Origin of the sequence: Catellatospora paridis (assembly GCF_009720365.1) — a bacterium.
Lineage (GTDB): Bacteria > Actinomycetota > Actinomycetes > Mycobacteriales > Micromonosporaceae > Catellatospora > Catellatospora paridis.
This window is the reverse complement of the sequence record NZ_WBZD01000020.1, coordinates 1-23,155: the sequence shown is the minus strand read 5'-3', so window position 1 is coordinate 23,155 and position 23,155 is coordinate 1. Positions and strand designations below refer to the sequence as shown.

The window sequence follows — 23,155 nt, the reverse complement described above, 5'->3', positions numbered from 1 at the left end:
GCCTGCTCCCTCACTCGCTGGTCCCGGTGCTGCCGGCGTGCAGGGCGGCGGCCAGGCGCACACCCTCCGACCAGGTGATAGGCCCGACCTGGGCGCCGTCCACGTCCCGGCCGGACGGGTCGACGAACTGGAGCGGGCCGAGCCAGGTCTCGTAGCCCGGGTCGCCGTCGCCGAGCCAGACGACGGCGTCGACCGCCCGGCCGTGCTCGACGATCCGGCAGCGGGCGACACCGCCGCGCACCGCGTAGCCGAGCGCGATCGCGCGTGAGGTCGCGTGCCGCAGCTGCGCGTAGTGCGCCCCGGCGTAGCCGTGCAGCTGGGCGGCCTGCTCGGCGCGCCCTGCGGGGCGGCGGTACGCCTCCCGGAACAGCTGTGCCACGCCCTGGCGCACGTCCAGCTCGGCCGCGAACTCGCGCAGCTCGCCGACGTCGTCGAGCAGCACGGGATGCGGGACGGCGTACGGGCCGGGGCCGAGCCACGCCGACTCGCCGTCGAGCCCGACCACTCCCGCGCCGCGCGCGGCGTCGACGTCGCGCAGGAACCCGGCCCGCCCGAGCTCCGGCCCGTGCTCGCCGTAGGGCGTGACGACCAGGTCGCGCAGAGCCGCCCGCCAGGCCTCGTCTGCCCAGATCCGGGCCAGCACCGGGGCGGCCACCGGCAGCCCGCGCACCATCCAGCGCTCCACCTCGGCCAGGCACTCCGCCTCGTGGCGGGCCAGCCACTCGCGCAGCTGCCGCAGGTCGAGCACCACCGGATCGTCCTTCAGGGCGGCGGGCAGGCCCTTGAGCCGTACGCCCGACGCGTTGCGGGCCACGACCCGCCCACCGTGCAGCGCCACCTGATAGCCCGCGCCCGCGGGCAGCCAGCCCGGTTCCGTTTCCCCGTTCACGACGCGGGATTGTGCCACCCGCGCCCGACAGTCGCGTGCGCAGAAATTCCTGAGGACGGGGATGGCGTCAAGCGGGAAAACGAGGTACCTTCGCTTGCAAGCCCGCTTCGACGGTTCCCCCCGTGATCGCCGAAGCGGGCTTCTTACTGCCCGGATCAGGGCAGCAGCACCCCCGGATTGAGCACGCCCGCCGGGTCCACGGCGGACTTCGCGGCCCGCAGCGACAGCGCGAACGGCTCCGGCCGCTGCCGCGTGTACCAGGGCAGGTGGTCGCGGCCGACGGCGTGGTGATGGGTGATGGTGCCGCCGTGCGCGGCGATCGCGTCACCCGCGGCCTGCTTGAGCGCGTCCCAGATCTGCACCTGCGCGCCGCGCCGGCCGGCCGCGTACACGGTGAAGTAGGGCGCCGGTCCGTCCGGGTACACGTGCGTGAACCGGCAGGTGACCAGCGCCGGGCTGCCCGTCGCGGCCAGGCCCGCCGCCGCGGCCGCCTCGACCACCGCGGCGTGCAGCGCGTCGAACGCGGCCCAGGTGCACGCGGTCTCGAACGTCTCCACCACCACGCCCAGCCGGGCCAGCCCGTCGCGCAGGTACGGCGCGCCGACGAAGGTGTCCCGCCAGTGCCCGGTGGTGTCCTGCGCCGCCGGTTCGACCACCCCGCCGTGCTCGCGGCACAGCTCGACGGCCCGCGCGAGCAGCGCGTCGACCGGGTGGTCGGCCGACTCGAAGCCGAGCAGCAGCCGGCTGGACCCGTCGGCGGCCGCCGCGCCGAGCATCGCTTCGAGCGGGTCGAGCAGGCGGCAGTTCGCCGGGCGCAGCCCCGACTGGGCGACGGCTCGCACGGCGTGCACCGCGTCGGCGTACCCGTCGAAGCGCAGCGCGGCCCCGGCGCGGAACGTCGGGCGCTGCTGCACGCGGGCCCAGCCCTCGGTGATGACGCCTAGGGCGCCCTCGGAGCCCAGCCAGAACCGGTCCGGCGACGGGCCCGCGCCCGAGGCGGGCACCCGCAGCGATTGCGCGACCCCGGCCGGGGTCACCACCCGCATCGACTCGACCAGGTCGTCGATGTGGGTGTAGCCGGTGGCGTAGTGGCCGCCCGCGCGGGTGGCCAGCCAGCCGCCGAAGGTGGAGAACTCGAAGCTCTGCGGGAAGTGCCGCAGGGTGAGGCCGTGCGGCCGCAGCGCGTCCTCCAGGTCGGGGCCGAAGGTGCCGCCCCGGATCAGCGCGGCCCGGCTGACCTCGTCGACCTCGACCACACCGGCCAGGCCGGTCAGGTCCAGCGACAGCCACGGGCCGCCGCCGCGGAACTCGACGCCGCCGACGACGCTGGTGCCGCCGCCGAACGGGACCACCGGGACGGCGGCGTCCGAGGCCCAGTCCAGCACCGCGATCACGTCCGGCTCGTCGCGCGGATAGGCGACCAGGTCCGGCGGGTTGTCCAGCACCCCGTCCAGCAGCCGGACCACGTCGCGGTAGGCCCGCCCGTAGGCGTGCGCGGCCCGCGTCCGCGCGTCGTCGCGGCACAGCGCGGCGACGGTCGCGGGCGGCCGCAGCCGCGACGACGGCAGCTCCGGCACCTGCGGCGCCGGACTCAGCTCGCCGTCCAGCGGCAGGAACGGGCCGACCCGCCGGGCCAGCTTCGCGCACCCCTCGGCATCCACCGCCTGATCCGCCCAGCCCCAGCCCCACCAGGACCGTTCCCGCCCGCCGCTCATGCCGCCTCCACTCGAATAGTCGCTGCTCAGCACACCGCCCGTCCGGACGGCGGATGGGAAGGGCACCTTCTACAACGCATAGCGATAAGAAGGTGCCCTTCCTTGTATTTCAGGGGTTGGTGGCGAGGATGGCCTCGGCTGTGGGGAGGGCGGCGGCGCGGTGCTGCGGCACCAGCCCCAGCCGGGTACGCCGGTCGAGCAGGTCGTCGACGGTCAGCGCGCCCTCGTGGCGCATCGCCCACAGCAGCTCGGCACCGGTCACCGGGCTGCCGGGCGTGATCAGCGAGTGCAGTTCCGGTGGGGCCTCGGCCAGCACGGCCGGCGCCTCGGCGCCGTAGCGGGCGATCAGGCGCGCGGGTGCGGGCACCCGGGCCAGCAGATCGCGCGGTGCCGCGCCGGGCAGTGGCAGGTCGCGGGTCCGGCACGGCCCGGCGTGCACACCCCGCCGCGCGGCCAGCACGTCCACGGTGTCCTGCGCCATCCGCCGGTACGTGGTCAGTTTCCCGCCGACCACGGTCACCACACCGTCGCGCCCCTGCACGACGGCGTGCCGCCGGGAGATGTCGGCGGTGCGCCCGCGCCGCGCCTGCGGGCCTGCCATCAGCGGCCGCAGCCCGGCGAACGCGCCGAGCACGTCGGCCCGGCGCACCGGCGTCTCCAGCGCCGAGTTGAGCACGTCCAGCAGGAAGTCCACATCCGACTCGGGAACCTCGGGCACGTCCGGCACGGGGCCGTCCACCGGTTCGTCGGTGAGCCCGACGTACACCAGTCCGTCGGCCTGCGGGAGCACGATCACGAAGCGCGACAGCTCGCCGGGCACCGGGATGGTCAGCCCGGCCCACAGCCCGCCGAGCAGCGCCGACGGCAGCACGAGATGCGTGCCGCGGGACGGCCGCAGGGTGATGTCGGGGGCGAGCTGCCCGGCCCACACGCCGGTCGCGTTGACCACCGCGCGGGCCCGCAGGGTGTGCCGGGCCCCGGTGAGCGTGTCGACCACGGCGGCCGCGTCGCCGGCCAGCTCGGTGGCCCGGCATCGGGTCAGCACCTTCGCGCCCGCCCCGGCCGCGGCGCGGGCCAGCCCGGTCACCAGGCGGGCGTCGTCGCACAGCTGCCCGTCCCAGGACAGCCGCGCCCCGCGCAGCCCGGCCGGGCGCAGTGCGGGCACCATGCCCCGTGCCTCGGCGGCGGACAGTGAACGGACGCCGGGCAGGATCGCGCGCCGGGTGCCCGCCGCCGCGCGCAGCAGGTCGCCCGCGCGCAGGCCCGCCCCGGCCAGACCGACGGTCAGCGGTGCGGTGTACGCCGTCGCGGGCAGCAGCATGGCCAGGGCCCGGGTCAGGTGCGGGGCGGTGCGGGCCATCAGCGTGCCGCGCTCCACCGCGCTCTCATACGCCACCCCGACCTCGCCCTTGGCCAGGTAGCGCAGCCCGCCGTGGACCAGTTTGGAGCTCCACCGGGAGGTGCCGAAGGCGAGGTCGTGGGCGTCGATCGCGGCGACGGACAGCCCCCGGCTGGCCGCGTCCAGCGCGACCCCGGCGCCGGTCACGCCGAGCCCGACCACCAGCACGTCCACCACCTCGCCGGCGGTCAGCGCGGCCAGCTCGCGCGCCCGGCGCGCCGCGGTGAGAGAGGTGTCCGACATGGTCTCCTCCTTGCGCCGAAGTGACACTAGATGTAACTCTGTCACACATGGATGCGATGCGGGAAGAGCGGCGCGCGGGCTGGGCGCGCTGGGGCACACCGGAGCACGCGAAGCCGCTGCCCGAGGCCGTGGCAGGGCTGCTCAAGCAGGTCTTCGAGGTCACGCCGCCGGCCGCGCCCGTCGCGCTGGACGCCGTAGCGGCGCCTGCCGCGCTGGCCGGGGAGGCCCTCGCCGCGCTCGCCGCGGTGGTCGGTGCCGAACACGTCAGCACCGAGACCGCCGAGCGGGCGCTGCACGCGTCGGGCAAGTCCACTCCCGACCTGTTCCACCAGCGGACGGGCGAGCTGCCCGTGCTCCCGGCGGCCGTCGTCGCCCCGGCCGACCACGACCAGGTGCTGGCCGTGCTGGCGGTCTGCGCCGAGCACCGGCTCGCGGTGGTGCCGTTCGGCGGCGGCACCTCGGTCGTCGGCGGGCTCGCCCCCCAGGCGGACGGCCATCTCGCCCTGGACCTGCGCCGCCTCGACCGGCTGGTCGCGGTCGACCCGGTGTCGCGCACCGCCGTGCTGCAGGCCGGGCTGCCCGCGCCGCGCGCCGACGAGCTGCTGGCCGCGCACGGCTTCACGCTCGGCCACGTCCCGCAGTCGTACGAGTACGCCACCATCGGCGGCTTCGCCGCCACCCGCTCCTCGGGCCAGGCCTCCGCCGGCTACGGCCGCTTCGACGACATGGTCGTCGGGATGACCGTGGCCACCCCGCGCGGGACGATCAGCACCGGCCGCGCGCCCGCCTCGTCGGCCGGGCCCGACCTGCGCCGCCTGTTCCTCGGCTCGGAGGGCGCGTTCGGCGTCATCACCGACGTCACCGTGCGGGTCCGGCCGCTCGCCCCCCAGCGCCACTACGAAGGCTGGCGGTTCGCGTCGTTCGCCGACGGCGTCGCGGCGGCGCGGCGGCTGGCCCAGGACGGGCCGCGGCCGACCGTGCTGCGGCTGTCCGACGAGGTGGAGACCATGCTCGGGGCGACCGGCCGGGGCCGCGGCGACGGCGGCTGCCTGCTCGTGGTCGGCCACGAGGGCGCGTCCGTCGACCGGGTCGCGGCGGAGACCGCCGACGCGCTGCGCGAGTGCGGCGGGGAGCCGCTGGGCACGGAGCCGGGGGAGCAGTGGGCCGTGCACCGGTTCGACGCGCCCTACCTGCGCGACGCGCTGCTCGACGCGGGCGCGTTCGCGGAGACGCTGGAGACCGCGTCGTTCTGGTCCGCGCTGCCCGGCCTGTACGAGGCCGTCCGCGAGGCGCTGTTCGCGGCGCTGCCCGTGCCGTCGATGGTGCTGTGCCACGTCTCCCACGTGTACGAGACCGGGGCCTCCCTCTACTTCACCGTCGTCACCGCGTACGCCGACGAGCCGGTGGCGCGCTGGCAGCGGGCCAAGGCGGCGGCCAACGACGCGATCATCGCGGCGGGCGGGACCATCAGCCACCACCACGGCGTCGGCACCGAGCACCGCGACTGGTTCGCCCAGGAGGTCGGCCCGCTCGGCGTCGACGTGCTGCGCGCCGTCAAACGCGAACTCGACCCGGCCGGGGTGCTGAACCCGGGCATCCTCGTAGCGCCCTGATGAGCAGGTCGTTCACGGCCGTGGTCGGACCGGCCGCGCGGCGCGGGCTGGCCCGGCTGATGCCGGTCGCGCAGCTGCTGCGCGCGGGCGGGGCACGGGTGCGCGTCGAGTACACCGGTGGCGTCGGGCAGGCCCGCGAGGTCGCCCGGCGCTGTGCCGCCGACGGCGAGACGGTGCTGGCCGCCGGGGGTGACGGCACGCTGCGCTGCCTCGGTGCGGCGCTGGCGGGCACGGACGGCGTGCTCGGCGTCGTCCCGGCCGGGCGCGGCAACGACCTGGCCCGGCAGCTCGACCTGCCGAGCCGCCCCGAGGAGATCGCGTCGCTGTTGCTGCACGGCGAGCCGCGCCGGGTCGACGTGCTCGACGCGGGTGGCGAGATCGTGCTCGGCAGTGTGTACGCAGGTGTCGACGCGGCCGCCAACGAGCGGGCCAACCGGGCCCGGTTCACCCCGGCCAGGCTGGTCTACCCGCTGGCCGGGGCACGCGCGCTGATCGGCTGGCGGCCCACGGTCTACCGGCTCACCGTGGACGGGCAGGAGCTTCCGCCCGTGCGGGCGTACTCCGTGGTGGTGGCGAACTCCGGCTACTACGGCGGCGGGCTGCACGTCGCGCCCGACGCGGCCGTCGACGACGGGCTGCTCGACGTGATCGTGCTCGGCGCTGCGTCCAAACTGCTGTTCCCGCTGGTCCTGCGCGAGATGCGGACCGGCGCGCACGTGCGCCGCCCCGAGGTCACGGTGCTGCGCGGCACGGCGGTCACCGTGCGCACCGACCGCCCGGTGCCCGCGTACGCCGACGGCGACCCCGTCTCGGTGCTGGATGAGCTGCGCATCCGCGTGCTCCCCGCGGCCCTGTCACTGCTCGCCCCGCACTGACAGCACCGCGCTCGCGCGGCCCGGCACCCGCTTTTTCATAGACGTTGGCCTATCTGGTTGATTTTTTGTAGATCAAACTCAGCCAGATAGGCCAACGTTTATTTAAATCGGGGTTGGGCGGTGGGCGTGGGGGACAGGTAGCGGTCGAGGAGGAGGGCCAGTTCCTCGTCGAACTCGGCCGGGGTGTGCCCATCGGAGACGGTGGCCACGGAGAGCACGAAGGACTGCGCGGTCAGCAGCACGGCGCGGGCCAGGCGGGCGGGGTCACCGGCGCGCACCGAGCCCTCGTCCTGCCCCGCCGCGATCATCTCGACCAGGAAGCCGAGCATCTCCTCCTGCCCGGCGCCGCGCCGGTCCAGCATGTACGGCAGCAGGATCTCGGGATCCACTTCCAGGATCTTGCGCAGCAGCGGATGCGTGCGCAGCGTCGCCGCGGCGGCCACCGACTGGGCCACGAGCCGCGAGCGCAGCGGTCCGTCCGCAGCCGCGGCCTGCCGCGCCGCGTCCACGATCACGCGGTGCCACTCGCGGCTCATCAGGTCGCCGACCAGGCTCTGCACGTCCGGCCAGCGGCGGTACACCGACATCCGGGACACCCCGGCCCGGCGCGCCACGTCCGTGACCGTCGTCCGGCGCACCCCGTACGCCAGCACGCAGTCACGGGCGGCGTCGAGCACGAGGTCCTCCACGCGCCGTCCGCCCGGCTCCTCCTCAGCGTCCACCGGCCCATGTGTACCACGCCCGGCTTCCGCGCAGCGGCGCACGGTGTCACAGTGGTACCCGGCCCGCGCGGCAGCGCCGGCGTCCTGCCGTACCCCCTCAGCCTGGGAGCCCGTATGACCACCGAGCCGCAGCAGCCGGTCGACGACGACACCACCGCCGAGCCGGCTCCGGACCCGCGGCCCGCCCGCACCTGGTCTCGGCCGTCCGCGGGCACGCTGGCCGCGCTGCTGATCGCGTTTCTGCTGGGCGGCCTGGTCTGCGGCGGCCTCGGCCTCGCGGCCGGCCTGATGGCGGGGCATCACCGCGGCCACCACGACTTCGACCGGCACGAGCGCGGCCCCTGGGGCGGCAAAGTCGACCGTGACGAGCGGATGCGGCCCGAGCAGCGGCTGCGCGACCAGGAGCTGAAGCGCCAGCTGCTGGAGCGGCTGCGCCAGCGGGGCCTCGAGGGCCAGCCGATGCCCTGGCCGCTCCCGCCGAACCGGCTGCCCGACGGCGGCGGCGCGCCGCTGCCCGTGCCGCCGATCGCGCCCACCGCGCCGGCCTCGCCCGCTGCGACCCCCTGATCCTGCCCTGCGGTCGGCACGTGGTGATCGACGGCGATATCCTTTGTCGCGCCACGGACTCGGCTCACGGCAGGATGGGGTTCCACATGGTCAGCACCGCACCCGAACAGGTCGCCACGGCGTCCGATCCCGACCGGCCGGTGACGTCCTACCGCACCGACCTGGTGACCGTGCTGCTGGGCACGTGGTTCACCATCGGCCTGATGGTCGACGCCTGGGCGCACAACAACGTGCCCGAGCTGGAGACCTTCTTCACGCCGTGGCATGCGGTGTTCTACTGGGGCTTCATCGTGACCGCGGGCTGGATCCTGTGGACGTGCCGGGCCGCGTTCCGCGGCGGGCGGCTGCCGGACCTGCGCGCCATGCCGGCCGGCTATCCGGCGGCGGTGCTGGCGATCGGCGGGTTCGCTCTGGCGGGCCTCGGCGACATGCTCTGGCACGTCGTGTTCGGTGTCGAGCAGACCATCGACATCCTGTTCAGCCCCACCCACCTGGGTCTGGTCACCGCAATGATGATCATCGTGACCACGCCGCTGCGCACGGCGTGGGCGCGCCGCACCGATCCGGCCACCGGCCTGCTGGGGCTGCTCCCGGCCGTGCTGTCCATCGCCCTGGGGGCCACGCTGGTGCTGCTGTTCCTGCAGTACGCCAACGCGCTGGTGTACACCCCGGGCCGGATCATGATGGCGCTGACCAATCTCGACGAGCGGCTCAGCTCCGACATGGCGACCTCGATCCTGGTCACCAACCTGGTGCTGATCCTGCCGATCCTGACCCTGGCCCGGCGCTGGGCGCTGCCGCCCGGCAGTGTCACGGTCGTGTACGCGGTCATCGGCGCCCTCTGTGCCGCGATCACCGGTTTCGGCAACCTCGAACTCATCGGCGGCCTGCTGGTCGCCGGCGTGCTCACCGACCTGGCGGTGCTGTGGCTGCGGCCGTCGCCGGGCAGCCGCGGCGCGCTGTGGGCCGTGGCCGCGCTGGCCGGCCTGTTCACCTGGTCGGTCTACCTGGCGATCGGCTTCCTCTTCACGCCGCCGCTGGTCGACCCGTCGGGCAGCATCACGGCGCAGGCGCTGCCGGAGCTCTACACCGGCATCCCGGTGGTGCAGGCGCTGGCCGGACTGCTGGTCGCGGTCGTGCTGGCCGCCTCGGCACGACCGGCCGCCGCGACCGAGCGGCAGTAGCGCTGCGGAAACGACGGAAGGGGCGCCCCGCGGGGCGCCCCTTCCGTCGTTCAGATCCTGTCACCAATAATGCCGTCGTCCGCCCACGGGGCGGCCCACCGCGCCCAGGATCCAGAGGATCGCTCCCACGATCAGCAGGATCAGGCCGATGGTCCAGAGGATGCTGATGTGGAGGAAATACCCCAGCAGCAACAGAATCAGGCCTAGAACAAGCACTTCGATCTCCCCACTCGAGGAACAACTCCCCATCGCCGATGAGGTACCCGTCTCCCGGCGGGGCTAAACCGGACGATCAGTTGGCCGCGGTGCCCACGGGCTCCTGCGCGAGCTGCCGGGCGACCCGGCCGTGCATGGCGACGGCGCGCAGCCGCAGCAGCGCCACCTGGGTGACGACCTCCGCCATCGGGCCCGGCCGGTGCGCCCAGAAGGTGCTCAGCAGGGGCTGGGTCAGGTCGGCCAGCGCGCTGGGGTCGTGATCGGGCGGCAGCGCGTCCACGGACTGCCGGGTGACGGCGATGGCCCGGTCAAGGCCCGCCTGCCAGGCCGGTCCCACCCGGCCGGTGCCCGGGTACGCCGGGTCGTTGCGCCAGGCCTGCCAGCGGTCGAGCAGAGTGATCAGCTCGGCGCGAAGGTCCGCCCGCTCCTCGTTGCTCGCCGTGATGAGCTGTTCACTGACTGTCATGTCAACAGATCATAGGGTCACCACGGGTCCGCGGCGGGCACAACACGGGATGTCGCCGAGATGATCAGGATACACCCGACCCCCTCCGCGCAAGCGTTTGTGCAGGCCGTGGCGCGGGTATGCAGTCAGACATGACCGATCACAGCCCGGAGGAGTATGAGCCGATCGAGCCGACGGGCGGTTCTGACCTGGAGCATGTCCGGGACGAGTCGCACCGCGACGAGCAGCGTCGGCAGGAGGACACCGAACGCCTGACCGAGGAGCGCAGCGACCCGCGCAACCCGCCCGAGCCGTTCTCCGGCTCCGAGCACTGAGGACTGCCGACCCGGCGCGACGACAGCGCGCGAGAACGAAGGAGCCGCCCCGGCCGGGGCGGCTCCTTTCTGATCTGCAACTCGGACCGCTAGCGCAGCGCGTCCTTGGCCGCGTCCTTGGCGTCGCCCATGGCGTCCTTGGCCTTCTCGCCGACCTGCTTGGCCTTCGCCGAGGCCTGGTCCATCTTGCCCTCGGCCTCGAGGCGCTCGTTGTCGGTCATCTTGCCGGTGGCCTCTTTGGCCTTGCCCTTGACGTTCTCGGCGGTGTTGCTGATCTTGTCGTTGATGCCCATGTCCACTCCTTCGAGACAGCGGATATCTCTGACCCTCGAGTACCCGGTGCGGATCTTCCGAAACCTCCCGAGTCGGGGGAACGAGACAAAACACGCTAATAGCCAGTTATAGGCTGGTATGGTCCTTCGCCAGGAGACCCCCGGCACGGAGAGACTGATGACCCCGCTCGAGAGCCCCCGCGGCCTGCCCGACATCCCCCCGCTCCGACCCCGTCGGCGGCGGCTGCCGGTGTGGGCGGTGCTGATGCTCGGGATGATGGTGCTCGTGCTGGCGCTGGGGTTCGGCGGCGCGCTGGTCACCCAGTCCTACCTGCACAGCCTGACCAGTGCGGTGGAGACCGGCTCGGTGCTGGAGGGGGACGCGCGAAAGGAGCCGACGGTCGAGGGGCGCACCCTGCGCGGTGCGATCGACCTGCTGCTGCTGGGGCTGGACACCCGTGACGGCTGGGTCGAGGGCAGCGGCCGGGCCGACACCATCATCGTGCTGCACGTGCCCGCCGGGCACGAGCGGGCATACCTGATGTCGATCCCGCGCGACGCCCTGGTGCACATCCCGGCGTATCCGCAGGCCAACTTCTACGGAGCGCGGACCAGGGCCAATGCCGCCTACACGTACGGCTCGCGCAACGGGCAGGGCTGGCAGGGCGGGGCCGCGCTGACCGCGAACATGGTGCACGAGCTGACCGGGCTGAAGTTCGACGGCGTGGCGGTCGTCGACTTCGACGCGTTCAAGAACGTGGTCGACGAGCTGGACGGCGTGCACATGTGCGTCGACCAGGAGACCCGCTCGGACCACTTCGTCGTGGTCGACGGCAAGCCGCAGTACGCCTACGGCAAGAAGTCCGGGGTGTACCTGCCCAACACCTTCGTGCACCATGTCGGCTGCCGCGACATGGCGGGCTGGGAGGCGCTGGACTACGCCCGCCAGCGCAAGAGCGGCCCGTACGGCGACTACGACCGGCAGCGCCACCAGCAGCAGCTGCTGAAGGCGGTCGGTGACAAGGTCACCTCGGCCGGGATCATCACCAACCCGATCAAAATCAATTCCCTGCTCAAGGCCGCGGGCAGCACGCTGAAGCTCGACACCGGCCACGCCGACCTGTTCGACTACATCTGGACGCTGCGCGGCCTGGCCACCACCGACCTGATCATGCTCAAGACCAACAACGGCATGTACAACCGGGCCAAGGTCAAGGGCACCCAGGCGATCAGCCCGCAGACCCTGCTGATGTTCCAGGCGGCCGCGAGCGGCACGCTCGACGAGTACGTCGCGCTCCATCCCGAGTCCGTCATCGGCGATGCGGCGGACGCCGCGCCCCCGGTCGACAGCCCGGCGGCCGCGAACCGGTGGTGAACCGCCGCTGCATGCGCCCGCATCGGGTCGGCGTTCGGCGGCCTAACCGCCCGAGCGCACCGCGGTACGCTCAGCCGCCTGTACCGCCAGCTCGACCCGTGAGCTGAGTTCCAGCTTGGCGAGGATGCTCGACACGTGCGACTGCACGGTGCGCCGGGACAGGAACATCTGCGCGGCCACCTCCGGGTTGGACATGCCCGCCGCGACCAGGGTCGCGACGCGCTGCTCGGTCGCGGTGAGCGCCTCCCAGCCGTGCTTGGGGCGCTTGCGCGGGCCGCGTACGCCCCGGCGCACGCCGACCGCCCGCAGCCGTGCCTCCGCTCGGTCGGCGTCGGCGGTCGCCTCCAGTGCGCCGTACCGCTCCAGGGCCCGGTCCAGGGCTTGCCGGGCCTGGGCGGGGCGGTCCCGGCGGGCCAGCACCTCGGCCGCGTTCTCGAAGGCGTTGCCCTCGTAGAGCGGCCAGCCCGCCGCGTGGTAGTCCGCGGCCGCCGCGAGCAGCAGGTCCGGGTCGTCGTCGGCCAGCCCGTGGCACAGCTTCGCGGTCGCGGCGAGGCTCGGCTGCGCCTGCGGGGTGAGCAGCCCGTCCACGTCCTGCGCCAGCGCGCGGGCCCGTTCCCGGTCACCCGCGGCGACCGCCAGCCGGGCCAGGTCGGCGCAGACGCGGTAGACCAGCCGCCGCGGCTCCAGCCCGTGCGCCTTCTCCCAGGCGGGGGACAGCAGCTCCAAGGCGGCCGCAGGGCCCTGCTGGGACTCCACGCACAGCGCCCGCGCCCACCGGCTGAAGTGGTGCGGGTAGGACGTGCCGGTGCCCGTGGGCGGGTCGACCGTCGCGCCGCGGTGCACCGCGATCAGATCGGCCATGCCGCGCAGCCGCACCGCGCTGCCGAGCAGGTCCGGCAGGTCGACCCCGGCCTCGATCTCGACCAGCGCGTCGTCCCAGCGTCCGGCCAGGAACAGCAGGCGCGCCCGCAGCGTGTGGGCCATCGGGAGGTAGGCCCCGCCGGACTCCCGGTTGGCCGCGATCGCGGCGGCCAGCGCCCGTTCCGCCTCGGCCGGCCGGTCCAGCTCCAGCAGGCACATGCCGCGCAGGGTGTACGGGTCGACCTGCAGGTCCGGCTGCACCCCCTCGGTCAGCGTGGCGATCGCCCGGTCGTTGACGGCCAGCGCCTGTGCCAGATCGCCGTCCATCGCCATCGTCATGGCCAGGGCGAAGTCACCGATGCCGCGGCAGCGCGCGTCGCCGGTCGCCTCCCCGGCCAGCACCGCCTGCCGGGCGGCGGCCCGTGCCTCGTCGAACCGGGTCAGGAAGAACAGGCAGACGGCCGCGAAGCCGTGGAAGCGGCCGCGCTCGGGTTCGCTCAGTCCGGGCAGGGCCAGGGCCTGCTGGATGACGTCCAGCGACTCGCGCAGGTGCCCGCGGCGGTAGCTGGTCTGCGCGAGCAGCCAGCGCAGCTCCCCGTCGCAGGCGGGATCGTCACCCGCGGCGACGGCGGCGCGGGCCAGCCGTTCGGCCTCGGCAGGCTCGCCCCGCCAGAGCAGCGCCCGGATCAGCTGCAGCCGCAGCCTGCCCGCCTGCCGGCGGGTCGCGGTCGGCAGCGCCCGTTGCAGCAGCTCCACCGCCAGTTCGGGGGCGCGGGCGGTCAGCGTGTCGGCCACGCCGATCAGCCACTGTGCCGTCCGCTCGTCGACGTCCTCGCCCGCCATCACGTGCTCGGCGATGCGTTCCACCCCGGTCCCGCGGGCGTCGAGCGGCTGCGCCGCACGCCGGTGCAGCGCCGCCCGGGCGGAGGGCGGCACGCGCGCGGCGAGCGCCTCCCGGATGAGCGGTTGCCGGAACTCCAGCCGGGTGCCGGTGTCGGTGAGGATGCCCGCCTCGACCGCGCCGGCGGCGACGGCGACCAGCTCGGCCACCGGCCGCCCCTGCACCTGCGACAGTTCGGTCAGGTCGACCGCGCGCCCGAACACGGCGGCGGTCTGCAGCACGTCGCGTACGGCGGGGGGCAGGCAGGCGAGCCGGTGCAGGATCATCTCCGCCAGTGGCGGCGGGACCCAGCCCTCGGCCAGCTCGTCGGTGTCCCATACCAGCTCCACCCGGCCGTCCCGGCCGGCCAGCGCACCCTCGTCGGCCAGCTCGGCCAGCAGTTCGGTGACGTACATCGGGTTGCCGCCGGCGGTGGCCAGCAACCGGCTCAGCCGGGGCCCGGTGTCGGCGTGGAGCAGGTGGTGGGCGAGCGTGGAGACCTCGCTCGGCGGCAACGGCGCCAGCTCGACGACGTGCCCGCCGCGGGCCACGAGGCTGCGTTCGAGCGCGTCGACCGCTTCGGCCCGCGGCGCCGAGCGGGTGGCGACGACCAGGAGCATCGGCTGCTGGTCGATGCCGCGGCCGAGCCGGTGTGTCACGACGAGGCTCTGCGGGTCCGCCCACTGCGCGTCGTCCAGCAGCATCGCGACCGGGCCCTGCGCGAACCACTCGTCGAACAGGTCGAGGATCGCCTCGGTGATGACGAAGTCGTGGTTGGCGGCGGCCAGGCTCTGCGTGAACGCCTGCTCGCCGCGCAGCAGCCCGGAGACCCGGGCCAGCTGGGGATCGGTGGTGGCGGCGCCGATGCCCAGGCAGTTGGCGATCGCGGAGAACGGCAGCTGCTGCTCCAGGTCCTCGGCGACGCCGGTGAGCAGTCGCATGCCGAGCTCGGCGCAGTCTGCCGTGACCCGGTCCAGCAGCGAGGTCTTGCCGATGCCCGGTTCGCCCTCGACCAGGACCGCCACGCCGTGTCCGGCCACCGCCTGCCGCGTGAGCGCGCGCAGCCGGTCCGTCTCATCCTGTCGGCCCACGAAAACCGGAGAGACCGGCCCCATGCTCCGAGCCTAGTGAGCGGGCTTGCCCGACGGCCGGGAAGTCCGCGCAAAGGAAAGTTTCACAGCTCGCGTGATTCTTGTGCAGAAACTACAGTCCTGATAGCTTGGCGCGATCACCGTCAAGTGAAGAGGGTGGATATGCGAATAGCCACGAGAATCGTCGCGTCCCTGGTCGTCGCGGGTGCGCTCGCCACCGCGAGCCCTGCCCAGGCCGTCGTCGTGCCCCGGCACGCGATCAACGTCTGCCAGAGCGCCAGCTTCTACGACAACTACGACTCGGCGTCCGGGCCGCACGGGCTCAAGCGGGTGCTCGAGTACGGCAACAAGGTCGGCCACACCCCGGGCGCGCACCCGGTCTACAACGGCTGGGCGGCGACCTTCGACTTCGGGCCCAACGACTGGGGCTTCATGCGGATCGAGTGCATCGGAGGGTACGACTCATGGTGACCAGAACCCTGCGGGCGGCGACCCTGCGGGCGGCGGTCGCGGTCGTGACCGGCCTCGCCCTGCTCGCCGTGCCGTCCGCCGCACAGGCGGTCAACGGCACCGTCGGGGTGCGGGAGACCGTGTGCGCCGATTCGCTGTTCGTGCGCACCGAGCCGCTCGGCGCCTGGATGGGCACGCTGTACGCGGGCCAGACGTTCCTGGTCAAGGGCCCGAAGCAGGGCGGCTACGTCTACGGCTTCGCCTACGGCCACGTCAACCGCAACGGCTGGGTGCAGGACGGCTGGTTCTGCTGACCCGCCGCGGTCACGTCCCGGTGACCAGGTCACCGGGACGTGGCTCGGCGGCCTGCCGCACCCGCAGCACGAGCAGCACCGCGAGCACCAGGATCCAGGCGGGGAAGACCAGCGCGAACACGGTCTCCAGGGTGGCTCCGAACAGCAGGAGCAGGCCCAGCGGGTAGCTCAGCCAGACGAACCAGGCCGGCAGCACCTTGGTCGTCCGGCCGATGCCGGCCGTGGTCATCACGAAGATGGCCGCCATGCGGGAGTCGAGTATCACTGCCAGCATCCGGCCGAACTGCGGGAAGGCGCGGGCACTCTCCGGGTCCACCGCGCCGTCGCTCAGCTGGGCCACCGCCGAGTCCACGCTGAACGCCGCCGCCGCGACCAGCAGCAGCGCCGCGTACGTGATGCCGGCGACGAGCTGCAGGTTCGAGAAGAGGAAATGCTCGGGATGGCCGTGCTGGGAGATCCACATGCGCAGCGCGACGGTGAACCAGATGAACGCGATGGCCGACAGCGGCAGCAGGTAGATGCCGACGATCAGCACCGTGCGGCCGTGGCTGCCGCCGTAGTACGCGACCAGGTCGGCATCCGAGGACCCGGGTTTGGGTGTGCCGTGCAGCAGCCAGAACGACCCCAGGGACAGCACGGCGTGCAGCGCCCCCATCGCCGTGGCCAGATACGCGGCCCGGCGTCGCGCTGCCGTGCCGACCGCAGCCATCAAAGCCACCCCTGATCACAGACTTTCCCAGGCGTGCCGCCCGGGCGAGCGGCTATATGAGCTTTTCGTGATGGCATGTCCCCATCCTGGCTAGGCTGAGCTGCGGATCCCGGCGTGCCAGTCCGGACTGGCCCAGCCGTGCGCTTGCGGGGGGAGTTCTCATGACAGTCCTCGGTGAGACGGTGGTGGCCGACCTGCGGGCCGGCTTCGCCGGGTCGGTGCTCGGGCCGTCGGACGCGGCGTACGCCGACGCGCGGACCCTGTTCAACGCGATGATCACGAAGCGGCCTAGTGTGATCGCCCAGTGCGCCACCGGCGCCGACGTGTCCCGGGCCATCGAGTTCGCGCGCGAGCAGGGCCTGGAGATCGCGGTGCGCGGCGGCGGGCACGGCGTGGCGGGCAGCGCCTCGACCGACGGCGGACTCGTCCTCGACCTGCGCCGGATGAACCAGGCCGTGGTCGATCCGCAGCGGCGGACCGTACGCATCGGCGGCGGCGCGACGATGAGCCATCTGGACCGCGCCACCCAGCCCTTCGACCTCGCTACCACCGGCGGCCGGGTGTCCACGACCGGCGTCGGCGGCTTCACGCTCGGCGGCGGCTCCGGCTGGCTGGAGCGCAAGTTCGGCCTGGCCTGCGACAACCTGCTCGCCGCCGAACTGGTCACCGCCGACGGCAACACCGTGGTGGCCAGCGAGGAGACCCACCCGGACCTGTTCTGGGCGCTGCACGGCGGCGGCGGCAACTTCGGCGTCGTCACCTCGCTGACGCTGCGCCTGCACCCCCTGCCGACGACCTCGGTGGCGCTGCTGCTGTGGCGGCCGGAGGCGGGACCCGAGGTGACCCGGGCCTACCGCGACTTCATGGAGAACGCGCCGGAGGAGGTCGGCGGCGGCGTGATCTACCTGACCGGGCCCGCCGAGCCGTTCACGCCCGCGCACCTGGTCGGCAAGCTGACCTGCGCCATGCTCGTCACGTACGCCGGTGACCTGGCGCAGGCGCGCAAGGTGATCGGGCCGCTGCTGAAGCTGGGCCACGAGGGCGAGCTGCTCGCCGAGGTGCCCTACGCCGAGCTGCAGTGCATGTTCGACGACCCGCCCGGCTACCGCAACTACTGGTCCGCCGAGCACCTGGACGCGCTGCCCGACAAGGCGGTCGAGCTGTTCTGCGCGCGGGCCCACGACATGGTCGTCCCGTCCCCGTCGCAGCACGTGCTGTTCCCGTACGGCGGCGCGGTCGCCGCAGGCCCGACCGGATACCCGGTCCCGTGGCGGCGTGCCCCCTGGGTGGTGCACCCGCTCGGCCTCTGGGCCGAACCGCAGGACGACGAACGCGCCGTGCGCTGGGCCCGTGACCTGCGCGCCGACGTCAAACTGTGGTCCACCGGCGCGGTCTACAGCAACTTCATCGGACAGGAGGGCCAGGAGCGCGTGGTCGCCGGCTACGGCCTCGACAACTACCGCCGGCTGGCCCGCATCAAAGCCGTCTACGACCCCGACAACGTCTTCCACCTCAACCCCAACATCCGCCCCGAGCGCTGAGGACTTCGTTCCGACGCACCCGTGCGGCACCATGTCGGAGTGACCGCGTCGACCTCGCCCCCGACCGCCGCGCCGGACCGCCCGCCGGGTGTCGTGCTGGAGGCGGTGCTCGAACGGATCACCTACGCCAATGAGGAGACCGGCTACACCATCGCCCGGGTGGCGACCGAGAAGTCGGGCAACGACCTGCTCACGGTGGTCGGCGCCCTGCTCGGCGCGCAGCCGGGGGAGAGCCTGCGGCTGACCGGGCGCTGGGGTTCGCACCCGCGCTACGGCCGCCAGTTCGAGGTGTGGAACTACACCACCGTGCTGCCCGCGACGATCGTCGGCATCGAGCGCTACCTCGGCTCCGGCCTGGTCAAGGGCATCGGCCCGCGGCTGGCCGAGCGCATCGTGGCGCATTTCGGCGTGGACACGCTGCGGGTGATCGAGGAAGAGCCGCAGCGGCTGATCGAGGTGCCGAAACTCGGCCCGAAGCGCACCAAGCTGATCGCCGCGGCCTGGCTGGAGCAGCAGGCGATCAAGGAAGTCATGATCTTCCTGCAGGGCGTGGGGGTGACCACCTCGCTCGCGGTGCGCATCTACAAGCAGTACGGCGACGACTCCATCACCGTCGTGCGTGAGGAGCCGTACCGGCTGGCCGCCGACGTGTGGGGGATCGGGTTCCGCACCGCCGACACCATCGCCCGCGCGGTCGGCATCGCCTACGACAGCCCGCAGCGCGTCAAGGCCGGCCTACAGCACACGCTCAGCGAGGCCGCCGACAACGGCCACTGCTTCCTGCCCGCCCCGAACCTCACCACCGCGGCCGCGAAGATCCTCGCTGTCACCGACAAGGACGGCGCGGATCTGAGCGTGCCCGCCGACCTGATCACGAACTGCCTGCGCGAGCTGATCGACGAGGAGGGCGTCGTCCGCGAGGACGTGCCGGGCGCGGACGGTCTGGTGCCCGCGATCTACCTGGTGCCGTTCCACCGCGCCGAGCGCGGCCTCGCCGGCAGCCTGCTGACCCTGCTCAACACGGGGCGCGACCGGCTGTCCGCGTTCGACGGCGTCGACTGGACCAAGGCCCTGGTCTGGCTGAAGGCCCGCACCGGCCACGAACTGGCCCCGGAGCAGGAGCAGGCGGTGCGGCTCGCGCTGACCGAGAAGGTCGCGGTGCTGACCGGCGGTCCGGGCTGCGGGAAGAGCTTCACCGTACGCTCGATCGTCGAGCTGGCCCGCGCCAAGCGCGCGAAGATCGTGCTGGCCGCGCCGACCGGCCGGGCCGCGAAACGGCTCGCCGAGCTGACCGGCCACGAGGCGACCACGGTGCACCGGCTGCTCAAGCTCCAGCCGGGCGGCGACCCGAGCTACGACCGGGACAACCCGCTCGACGCCGACCTGGTCGTCGTCGACGAGGCCTCGATGCTCGACCTGATCCTGGCCAACAAGCTGGTCAAGGCCGTCGCACCCGGGGCGCACCTGCTGCTCGTCGGCGACGTCGACCAGCTGCCCTCGGTCGGCGCGGGCGAGGTGCTGCGGGACCTGCTCAACGCCGACGTCGTGCCCCGCGTACGGCTGACGCAGATCTTCCGCCAGGCGCAGCAGTCGGGCGTCGTGGTCAACGCGCACCGCGTCAACGCGGGCGAGTTCCCGCAGCTCAAAGGCTTCCCCGATTTCTTCTTCTTCGAGTGCGACGACACCGAGGCGACCGCGCCGCTGGTCGTCGACCTGGTGGCGCAGCGCATCCCGAAGAAGTTCGGCCTCGACGCGCGCCGCGACATCCAGGTGCTCACCCCGATGCACCGCGGCCCGGCCGGCGCGGGCAACCTCAACCAACTGCTCCAGCAGGCGCTGACCCCGGCGGCCGAGGGCAGGCCCGAGCGGCGCTACGGCGGGCGGGTGTACCGGGTCGGCGACAAGGTCACCCAGATCCGCAACAACTACGACAAGGGCACGGCCGGGGTGTTCAACGGCACCGTCGGCGTGGTCACCGGCATGGTCCCCGACGACCAGAAGCTGATCGTGCGCACCGACGAGGACGAGGACGTCGAGTACGGCTTCGACGAGCTCGACGAGCTGGTCCACGCGTACGCCATCAGCATCCACCGCTCGCAGGGCTCGGAGTATCCCGCCGTGGTCGTGCCGCTGACCACCAGCGCCTGGATGATGCTGCAGCGCAACCTGCTCTACACGGCGATCACCCGGGCGAAGAAGCTGGTCGTGCTCGCCGGGTCCACCCGGGCGCTCGCGGTCGCGGTGCGCACCCTCGGCGCGGGCCGCCGCTACACCGCCCTCGACCACCGCCTCATCCCACCCGCCTGACCCCACCCGCCTGACCCCTACTCGACGGCCCGCGCTCCGGTACGCCGACGGCGAACGGGGTGTGCGGGTGCGGGGCGGGTCGGCGATAGTTGCGGCCATGCGACTCCTCGTACTCGGCGGCACGGTGTTCCTCGGGCGCGCGGTGGCCGCGCATGCGCTGGCCGCGGGCCACGACGTGACCTGTGTCGCCCGCGGCACGTCCGGCGCGGTCCCGGCCGGGGCCACCCTGGTCACCGCCGACCGGGACGATCCCGGCGGCCTGGCCGGGCTCGACGGCGAGTTCGACGCGGTGATCGACGTCGCGCGCCGGCCCAGCCACGTCCGCCACGCCGCCGCCGCGCTCGGGGCACGCATCCCGCACTGGGTGTACGTGTCCAGCTGTTCCGCCTACGCCGACCAGGCCACCCCCGGCCAGCGCGCGGACGAGGCCCCGCTGCTCGCCCCGCTGCCCCTGGAGACCGACGACGCCACCGGCGAGAACTACGGCCCGGCCAAGGTCGCCTGCGAGCAGGCGCTGCTCGACGCCGTGGGGCCGGACCGCGTGCTGCTGTGCCGGGCCGGGCTGATCGTCGGCCCGGAGGACACCACGAACCGGTTCGACTACTGGGTGGCCCGGCTCGCCGAGGGCGGCGAAGTGCTCGTCCCGGGCGCGCCCGCCGAGGCGGTGCAGTGGATCGACGTGCGCGACCTGGCCGCCTGGCTGGTGCAGGCCGCAGAACAGCGGCTGGCCGGGGCGTATGACGGCATCGGCGCGCCGGTGACCCGGGCGCAGTTCTTCGCCGACATCGCCGAAGCGGTGGCCGCCGAGCCGCGACTGACCTGGGTCGACCAGGACTTCCTCGCGGCGCAGGGGGTCGGGCCGTGGATGGGGGAGCGCTCGCTGCCGATGTGGCTGCCGCTGCCGGAGTACGCCGGTTTCCTGTCCCGCGACGTCGCCGCGGCGCTCGCCGCGGGCCTCTCGCCACGCCCGCTGGCCGACACCGCCCGCGACACCCTGGCCTGGCTCGCCGATGCGCCGACCCGCAAGCCCTGGGCCGGCATCACCCGCGAGGACGAGGCCGGACTCCTGACGACCTGGCACGCCACCCACCCGTCCTGACCGCCCGGCTTCCGCGCGGGGTTCAGGGGCGGGCCTGGCGTTGGGGCTTGGTGCGCTGCCAGGCATCGAAGGGGTCCTGGGCCTGGGCGATGGAGATCTTGCCGACGGGCACGGTCCACTTGTGCTGCGGGTCCTCGAACAGGTCGTACAGCTCGACCTGCGGGAATCCGGCCGCGGCGGCCTCGTGGCGGTCGACGGCGTACACGATGCGGCCGACCTCGGCCCACAGCGCGGCGGTCAGGCACATGGGGCAGGGCTCACACGTGGAGACCAGCACGGCCCCGGGCAGCCGGAAGTGCAGGGCCTGGCGGCAGGCGGCGCGGATGGCCACGATCTCGGAGTGCGCGGTGGGGTCCAGGTCGCGGATGACCCGGTTGACGCCGCGGCCGATGACCTCGCCGCTGCGCACGATGATCGACGCGAAGGGTCCGCCGCCGCCCGACTCCACGTTGGCGACAGCGAACTTCACCGCGAGGGCCAGCCAACGTTCGGCTTCCTCGCCCGGCATGTCCACGCTCGCCAGGGGCTCCGTCGCCACGGGTCCAGCCTAAGGCGCGGGCCCGCGCGGGGCAGTCGCTCTGGACACACAACCCCTGTTAATTCGACAGAAAAGAGGGTAAGTCGGCTTAAAAGAGCCGCGGACCGTGATTCTCCCCTCAGCCCCGGATGGGGCGGATGCCACCGCCGAGTGCTTACCCTGAAACTTAACTTTGGTAAAAGAAGCTCCCGGATAAAGCGAGGGAAGTCGTGGCGGATGTGAACCTGGAAACCCCGGGTGGACACCTCTCCCTGGAAGTGCAGCCGGCCGTCGAGGGCCCGTCCGGGCTCGACATCGGCAAGGTGCTGAAGGAGACGGGGTACGTCACGTACGACCCGGGCTTCGTCAACACCGCGGCCTGTACCTCCGCGATCACTTACATCGACGGTGACGAGGGGATCCTTCGTTATCGCGGTTACCCCATCGAGCAGCTGGCCGAGCACTCCACCTTCCTGGAGGTCTCGTACCTGCTGATGTACGGCGAGCTGCCGAGCGCGACGCAGCTGTCGGAGTTCACCGAGCGGGTGCGCATGCACACGCTGCTGCACGAGGACATGAAGCGGTTCTTCGAGGGCTTCCCGCGTGACGCCCACCCGATGGCCGTGCTGTCCGCGGCGGTGAGCGCCCTGGGCACGTTCTACCAGGACAGCCAGGACCCGTTCGACAACGAGCAGGTCGAGATCTCGACCGTGCGCATGCTCGCCAAGCTGCCGACCATCGCGTCGTACGCGTACAAGAAGTCCATCGGCCAGCCGATGCTGTACCCCGACAACTCCCTCGGGTACGTCGACAACTTCCTGCGCATGACCTTCGGCGTGCCGGCCACCGGCTACGAGGTCGACCCGGTCTTCGCCAAGGCGCTGGACCTGCTGCTGATCCTGCACGCCGACCACGAGCAGAACTGCTCCACGTCGACCGTGCGCCTGGTCGGCTCGGCCCAGGCCAGCCTGTTCGCGTCGGTGTCGTCCGGCGTGAACGCGCTGTCCGGCCCGCTGCACGGCGGCGCCAACGAGGCCGTGCTGGCGATGCTCGAGCGCATCCGCGCCGAGGGCGGCGACGTGCAGGCCTTCGTCCGCAAGGTCAAGGACCGCGAGGACGGCGTACGCCTGATGGGCTTCGGCCACCGGGTCTACAAGAACTACGACCCCCGCGCGGCGATCGTGAAGAACATGGCGCAGGACGTGCTCGGCCGCATGGCCAAGCCGGACCCGCTGCTGGACCTCGCGATGCAGCTCGAGGAGATCGCGCTGGCCGACGACTTCTTCGTCTCTCGCAAGCTCTACCCGAACGTGGACTTCTACACCGGCCTGATCTACAAGGCCATGGGCTTCCCCACGAAGATGTTCACGGTGCTGTTCGCGCTGGGCCGCCTGCCCGGCTGGATCGCCCAGTGGCGCGAGATGATGAGCGACCCGGCCACCAAGATCGGCCGTCCGCGCCAGGTGTACACCGGCGCCCCCGAGCGCAACTTCATCCCGGTCACCGAGCGCTGACCCACGCCCCACCGGAAGGGGG

The 23,155-nt window shown here is 73.0% G+C and carries 22 protein-coding genes; 12 read left to right on the top strand and 10 right to left on the bottom strand.

All coding sequences use genetic code 11. The features are described from left to right. Window positions 1-10: 10 nt before the first annotated feature. From F9C41_RS32720 to F9C41_RS32710, 3 genes are all read right to left on the bottom strand, one after another. Window positions 11-889: a DUF4132 domain-containing protein gene (locus F9C41_RS32720; protein ID WP_155390719.1), complete on the bottom strand. Its 879-nt coding sequence runs from the start codon at window positions 887-889 to the stop codon at window positions 11-13. Between the two features lie 155 nt (window positions 890-1,044). After that, window positions 1,045-2,604 (bottom strand): FAD-binding oxidoreductase, encoded by a 1,560-nt coding sequence (locus tag F9C41_RS32715; RefSeq protein ID WP_155390718.1) that lies wholly within the window; start codon window positions 2,602-2,604, stop codon window positions 1,045-1,047. Window positions 2,605-2,713: 109 nt separating this feature from the next. Continuing rightward, window positions 2,714-4,246 (bottom strand): glycerol-3-phosphate dehydrogenase/oxidase, encoded by a 1,533-nt coding sequence (locus F9C41_RS32710; protein ID WP_155390717.1) that lies wholly within the window; start codon window positions 4,244-4,246, stop codon window positions 2,714-2,716. 56 nt (window positions 4,247-4,302) lie between these two features. Between F9C41_RS32710 and F9C41_RS32705 the strand changes: the two genes are divergently transcribed. Both F9C41_RS32705 and F9C41_RS32700 read left to right on the top strand, forming a co-directional pair. Further along, complete coding sequence (locus F9C41_RS32705) at window positions 4,303-5,859, top strand: FAD-binding oxidoreductase (RefSeq protein WP_155390928.1); 1,557 nt, start codon at window positions 4,303-4,305, stop codon at window positions 5,857-5,859. Further along, window positions 5,859-6,734: a diacylglycerol/lipid kinase family protein gene (locus F9C41_RS32700; RefSeq protein ID WP_155390716.1), complete on the top strand. Its 876-nt coding sequence runs from the start codon at window positions 5,859-5,861 to the stop codon at window positions 6,732-6,734. The genes F9C41_RS32705 and F9C41_RS32700 overlap by 1 nt, the downstream gene beginning before the upstream one ends. 98 nt (window positions 6,735-6,832) lie before the next feature. Here the strand turns inward: F9C41_RS32700 and F9C41_RS32695 are convergent, their stop codons facing one another. Beyond that, window positions 6,833-7,456 carry a TetR/AcrR family transcriptional regulator gene (locus F9C41_RS32695; protein ID WP_230690194.1) on the bottom strand — a complete coding sequence of 208 codons (624 nt, stop codon included), beginning with the start codon at window positions 7,454-7,456 and terminating at the stop codon, window positions 6,833-6,835. Between the two features lie 114 nt (window positions 7,457-7,570). Here F9C41_RS32695 and F9C41_RS41605 point away from each other — a divergent pair, with 114 nt between their 5' ends. Beyond that, window positions 7,571-8,023, top strand: a complete 453-nt coding sequence (locus F9C41_RS41605; protein ID WP_230690193.1) for a hypothetical protein — start codon at window positions 7,571-7,573, stop codon at window positions 8,021-8,023. A gap of 86 nt (window positions 8,024-8,109) precedes the next feature. Beyond that, the gene (locus F9C41_RS32685; RefSeq protein ID WP_155390713.1) at window positions 8,110-9,207 is read left to right on the top strand and encodes a hypothetical protein; all 1,098 of its coding nucleotides are present in this window, start codon (window positions 8,110-8,112) and stop codon (window positions 9,205-9,207) included. A 60-nt stretch (window positions 9,208-9,267) separates the two neighbouring features. Here F9C41_RS32685 and F9C41_RS40905 read toward each other — a convergent pair whose 3' ends face one another. Together F9C41_RS40905 and F9C41_RS32680 are read right to left on the bottom strand one after the other, a co-directional pair. Next, window positions 9,268-9,423, bottom strand: coding sequence for a DUF6131 family protein (locus tag F9C41_RS40905; RefSeq protein WP_166382865.1), 156 nt, complete (start codon window positions 9,421-9,423; stop codon window positions 9,268-9,270). Between the two features lie 76 nt (window positions 9,424-9,499). Further along, window positions 9,500-9,889, bottom strand: coding sequence for a hypothetical protein (locus F9C41_RS32680; protein WP_155390712.1), 390 nt, complete (start codon window positions 9,887-9,889; stop codon window positions 9,500-9,502). Between the two features lie 131 nt (window positions 9,890-10,020). On the opposite strand from F9C41_RS32680, the gene F9C41_RS32675 reads away from it, so the two are divergent. Beyond that, window positions 10,021-10,203: a hypothetical protein gene (locus F9C41_RS32675; protein WP_155390711.1), complete on the top strand. Its 183-nt coding sequence runs from the start codon at window positions 10,021-10,023 to the stop codon at window positions 10,201-10,203. An 89-nt stretch (window positions 10,204-10,292) separates the two neighbouring features. Here the strand turns inward: F9C41_RS32675 and F9C41_RS32670 are convergent, their stop codons facing one another. Next, window positions 10,293-10,496 carry a CsbD family protein gene (locus tag F9C41_RS32670; RefSeq protein ID WP_155390710.1) on the bottom strand — a complete coding sequence of 68 codons (204 nt, stop codon included), beginning with the start codon at window positions 10,494-10,496 and terminating at the stop codon, window positions 10,293-10,295. Window positions 10,497-10,653: 157 nt separating this feature from the next. Between F9C41_RS32670 and F9C41_RS32665 the strand changes: the two genes are divergently transcribed. After that, window positions 10,654-11,850, top strand: coding sequence for an LCP family protein (locus F9C41_RS32665; RefSeq protein ID WP_196280056.1), 1,197 nt, complete (start codon window positions 10,654-10,656; stop codon window positions 11,848-11,850). A 42-nt stretch (window positions 11,851-11,892) separates the two neighbouring features. Here the strand turns inward: F9C41_RS32665 and F9C41_RS32660 are convergent, their stop codons facing one another. Further along, window positions 11,893-14,706 (bottom strand): ATP-binding protein, encoded by a 2,814-nt coding sequence (locus F9C41_RS32660; RefSeq protein ID WP_155390708.1) that lies wholly within the window; start codon window positions 14,704-14,706, stop codon window positions 11,893-11,895. Between the two features lie 138 nt (window positions 14,707-14,844). Between F9C41_RS32660 and F9C41_RS32655 the strand changes: the two genes are divergently transcribed. Both F9C41_RS32655 and F9C41_RS32650 read left to right on the top strand, forming a co-directional pair. Continuing rightward, complete coding sequence (locus F9C41_RS32655; protein WP_230690192.1) at window positions 14,845-15,153, top strand: hypothetical protein; 309 nt, start codon at window positions 14,845-14,847, stop codon at window positions 15,151-15,153. Then, window positions 15,147-15,446 (top strand): hypothetical protein, encoded by a 300-nt coding sequence (locus F9C41_RS32650; RefSeq protein ID WP_155390707.1) that lies wholly within the window; start codon window positions 15,147-15,149, stop codon window positions 15,444-15,446. Before F9C41_RS32655 ends, F9C41_RS32650 begins: the two co-directional genes overlap by 7 nt. A 10-nt stretch (window positions 15,447-15,456) precedes the next feature. Here the strand turns inward: F9C41_RS32650 and F9C41_RS32645 are convergent, their stop codons facing one another. Next, the gene (locus tag F9C41_RS32645) at window positions 15,457-16,155 is read right to left on the bottom strand and encodes a hypothetical protein (RefSeq protein WP_155390706.1); all 699 of its coding nucleotides are present in this window, start codon (window positions 16,153-16,155) and stop codon (window positions 15,457-15,459) included. 161 nt (window positions 16,156-16,316) lie between these two features. Between F9C41_RS32645 and F9C41_RS32640 the strand changes: the two genes are divergently transcribed. From F9C41_RS32640 to F9C41_RS32630, 3 genes are all read left to right on the top strand, one after another. Beyond that, window positions 16,317-17,696: an FAD-binding oxidoreductase gene (locus F9C41_RS32640; protein WP_155390705.1), complete on the top strand. Its 1,380-nt coding sequence runs from the start codon at window positions 16,317-16,319 to the stop codon at window positions 17,694-17,696. 39 nt (window positions 17,697-17,735) lie between these two features. Continuing rightward, window positions 17,736-20,003, top strand: coding sequence for an SF1B family DNA helicase RecD2 (recD2, locus tag F9C41_RS32635; RefSeq protein ID WP_155390704.1), 2,268 nt, complete (start codon window positions 17,736-17,738; stop codon window positions 20,001-20,003). A gap of 97 nt (window positions 20,004-20,100) precedes the next feature. After that, on the top strand, window positions 20,101-21,102 hold the full coding sequence (locus tag F9C41_RS32630; protein ID WP_155390703.1) for an NAD-dependent epimerase/dehydratase family protein: 1,002 nt from the start codon (window positions 20,101-20,103) through the stop codon (window positions 21,100-21,102). A 22-nt stretch (window positions 21,103-21,124) separates the two neighbouring features. Here F9C41_RS32630 and F9C41_RS32625 read toward each other — a convergent pair whose 3' ends face one another. After that, a complete protein-coding gene (locus F9C41_RS32625; protein ID WP_230690191.1) occupies window positions 21,125-21,640 on the bottom strand; it encodes a nucleoside deaminase in 516 nt (171 codons plus the stop codon). A 209-nt stretch (window positions 21,641-21,849) separates the two neighbouring features. Here F9C41_RS32625 and F9C41_RS32620 point away from each other — a divergent pair, with 209 nt between their 5' ends. Then, on the top strand, window positions 21,850-23,133 hold the full coding sequence (locus F9C41_RS32620) for a citrate synthase (protein WP_155390702.1): 1,284 nt from the start codon (window positions 21,850-21,852) through the stop codon (window positions 23,131-23,133). The last annotated feature ends 22 nt before the right edge of the window (window positions 23,134-23,155 follow it).

Excerpts from the sequence above, each read along its gene's own strand:
- F9C41_RS32645 (WP_155390706.1), bottom strand. The coding sequence starts at position 16,155 with ATGGCTGCGGTCGGCACGGCAGCGCGACGCCGGGCCGCGTATCTGGCC.
- F9C41_RS32715 (WP_155390718.1), bottom strand. The coding sequence starts at position 2,604 with ATGAGCGGCGGGCGGGAACGGTCCTGGTGGGGCTGGGGCTGGGCGGAT.
- F9C41_RS32650 (WP_155390707.1), top strand. The coding sequence starts at position 15,147 with ATGGTGACCAGAACCCTGCGGGCGGCGACCCTGCGGGCGGCGGTCGCG.
- F9C41_RS32685 (WP_155390713.1), top strand. The coding sequence starts at position 8,110 with ATGGTCAGCACCGCACCCGAACAGGTCGCCACGGCGTCCGATCCCGAC.
- F9C41_RS32660 (WP_155390708.1), bottom strand. The coding sequence starts at position 14,706 with ATGGGGCCGGTCTCTCCGGTTTTCGTGGGCCGACAGGATGAGACGGAC.
- F9C41_RS32710 (WP_155390717.1), bottom strand. The coding sequence starts at position 4,246 with ATGTCGGACACCTCTCTCACCGCGGCGCGCCGGGCGCGCGAGCTGGCC.
- F9C41_RS41605 (WP_230690193.1), top strand. The coding sequence starts at position 7,571 with ATGACCACCGAGCCGCAGCAGCCGGTCGACGACGACACCACCGCCGAG.
- F9C41_RS32675 (WP_155390711.1), top strand. The coding sequence starts at position 10,021 with ATGACCGATCACAGCCCGGAGGAGTATGAGCCGATCGAGCCGACGGGC.
- F9C41_RS32630 (WP_155390703.1), top strand. The coding sequence starts at position 20,101 with ATGCGACTCCTCGTACTCGGCGGCACGGTGTTCCTCGGGCGCGCGGTG.
- F9C41_RS32700 (WP_155390716.1), top strand. The coding sequence starts at position 5,859 with ATGAGCAGGTCGTTCACGGCCGTGGTCGGACCGGCCGCGCGGCGCGGG.
- F9C41_RS32665 (WP_196280056.1), top strand. The coding sequence starts at position 10,654 with ATGACCCCGCTCGAGAGCCCCCGCGGCCTGCCCGACATCCCCCCGCTC.
- F9C41_RS32655 (WP_230690192.1), top strand. The coding sequence starts at position 14,845 with ATGCGAATAGCCACGAGAATCGTCGCGTCCCTGGTCGTCGCGGGTGCG.
- F9C41_RS32640 (WP_155390705.1), top strand. The coding sequence starts at position 16,317 with ATGACAGTCCTCGGTGAGACGGTGGTGGCCGACCTGCGGGCCGGCTTC.
- F9C41_RS32680 (WP_155390712.1), bottom strand. The coding sequence starts at position 9,889 with ATGACAGTCAGTGAACAGCTCATCACGGCGAGCAACGAGGAGCGGGCG.
- F9C41_RS32670 (WP_155390710.1), bottom strand. The coding sequence starts at position 10,496 with ATGGGCATCAACGACAAGATCAGCAACACCGCCGAGAACGTCAAGGGC.
- F9C41_RS32705 (WP_155390928.1), top strand. The coding sequence starts at position 4,303 with ATGCGGGAAGAGCGGCGCGCGGGCTGGGCGCGCTGGGGCACACCGGAG.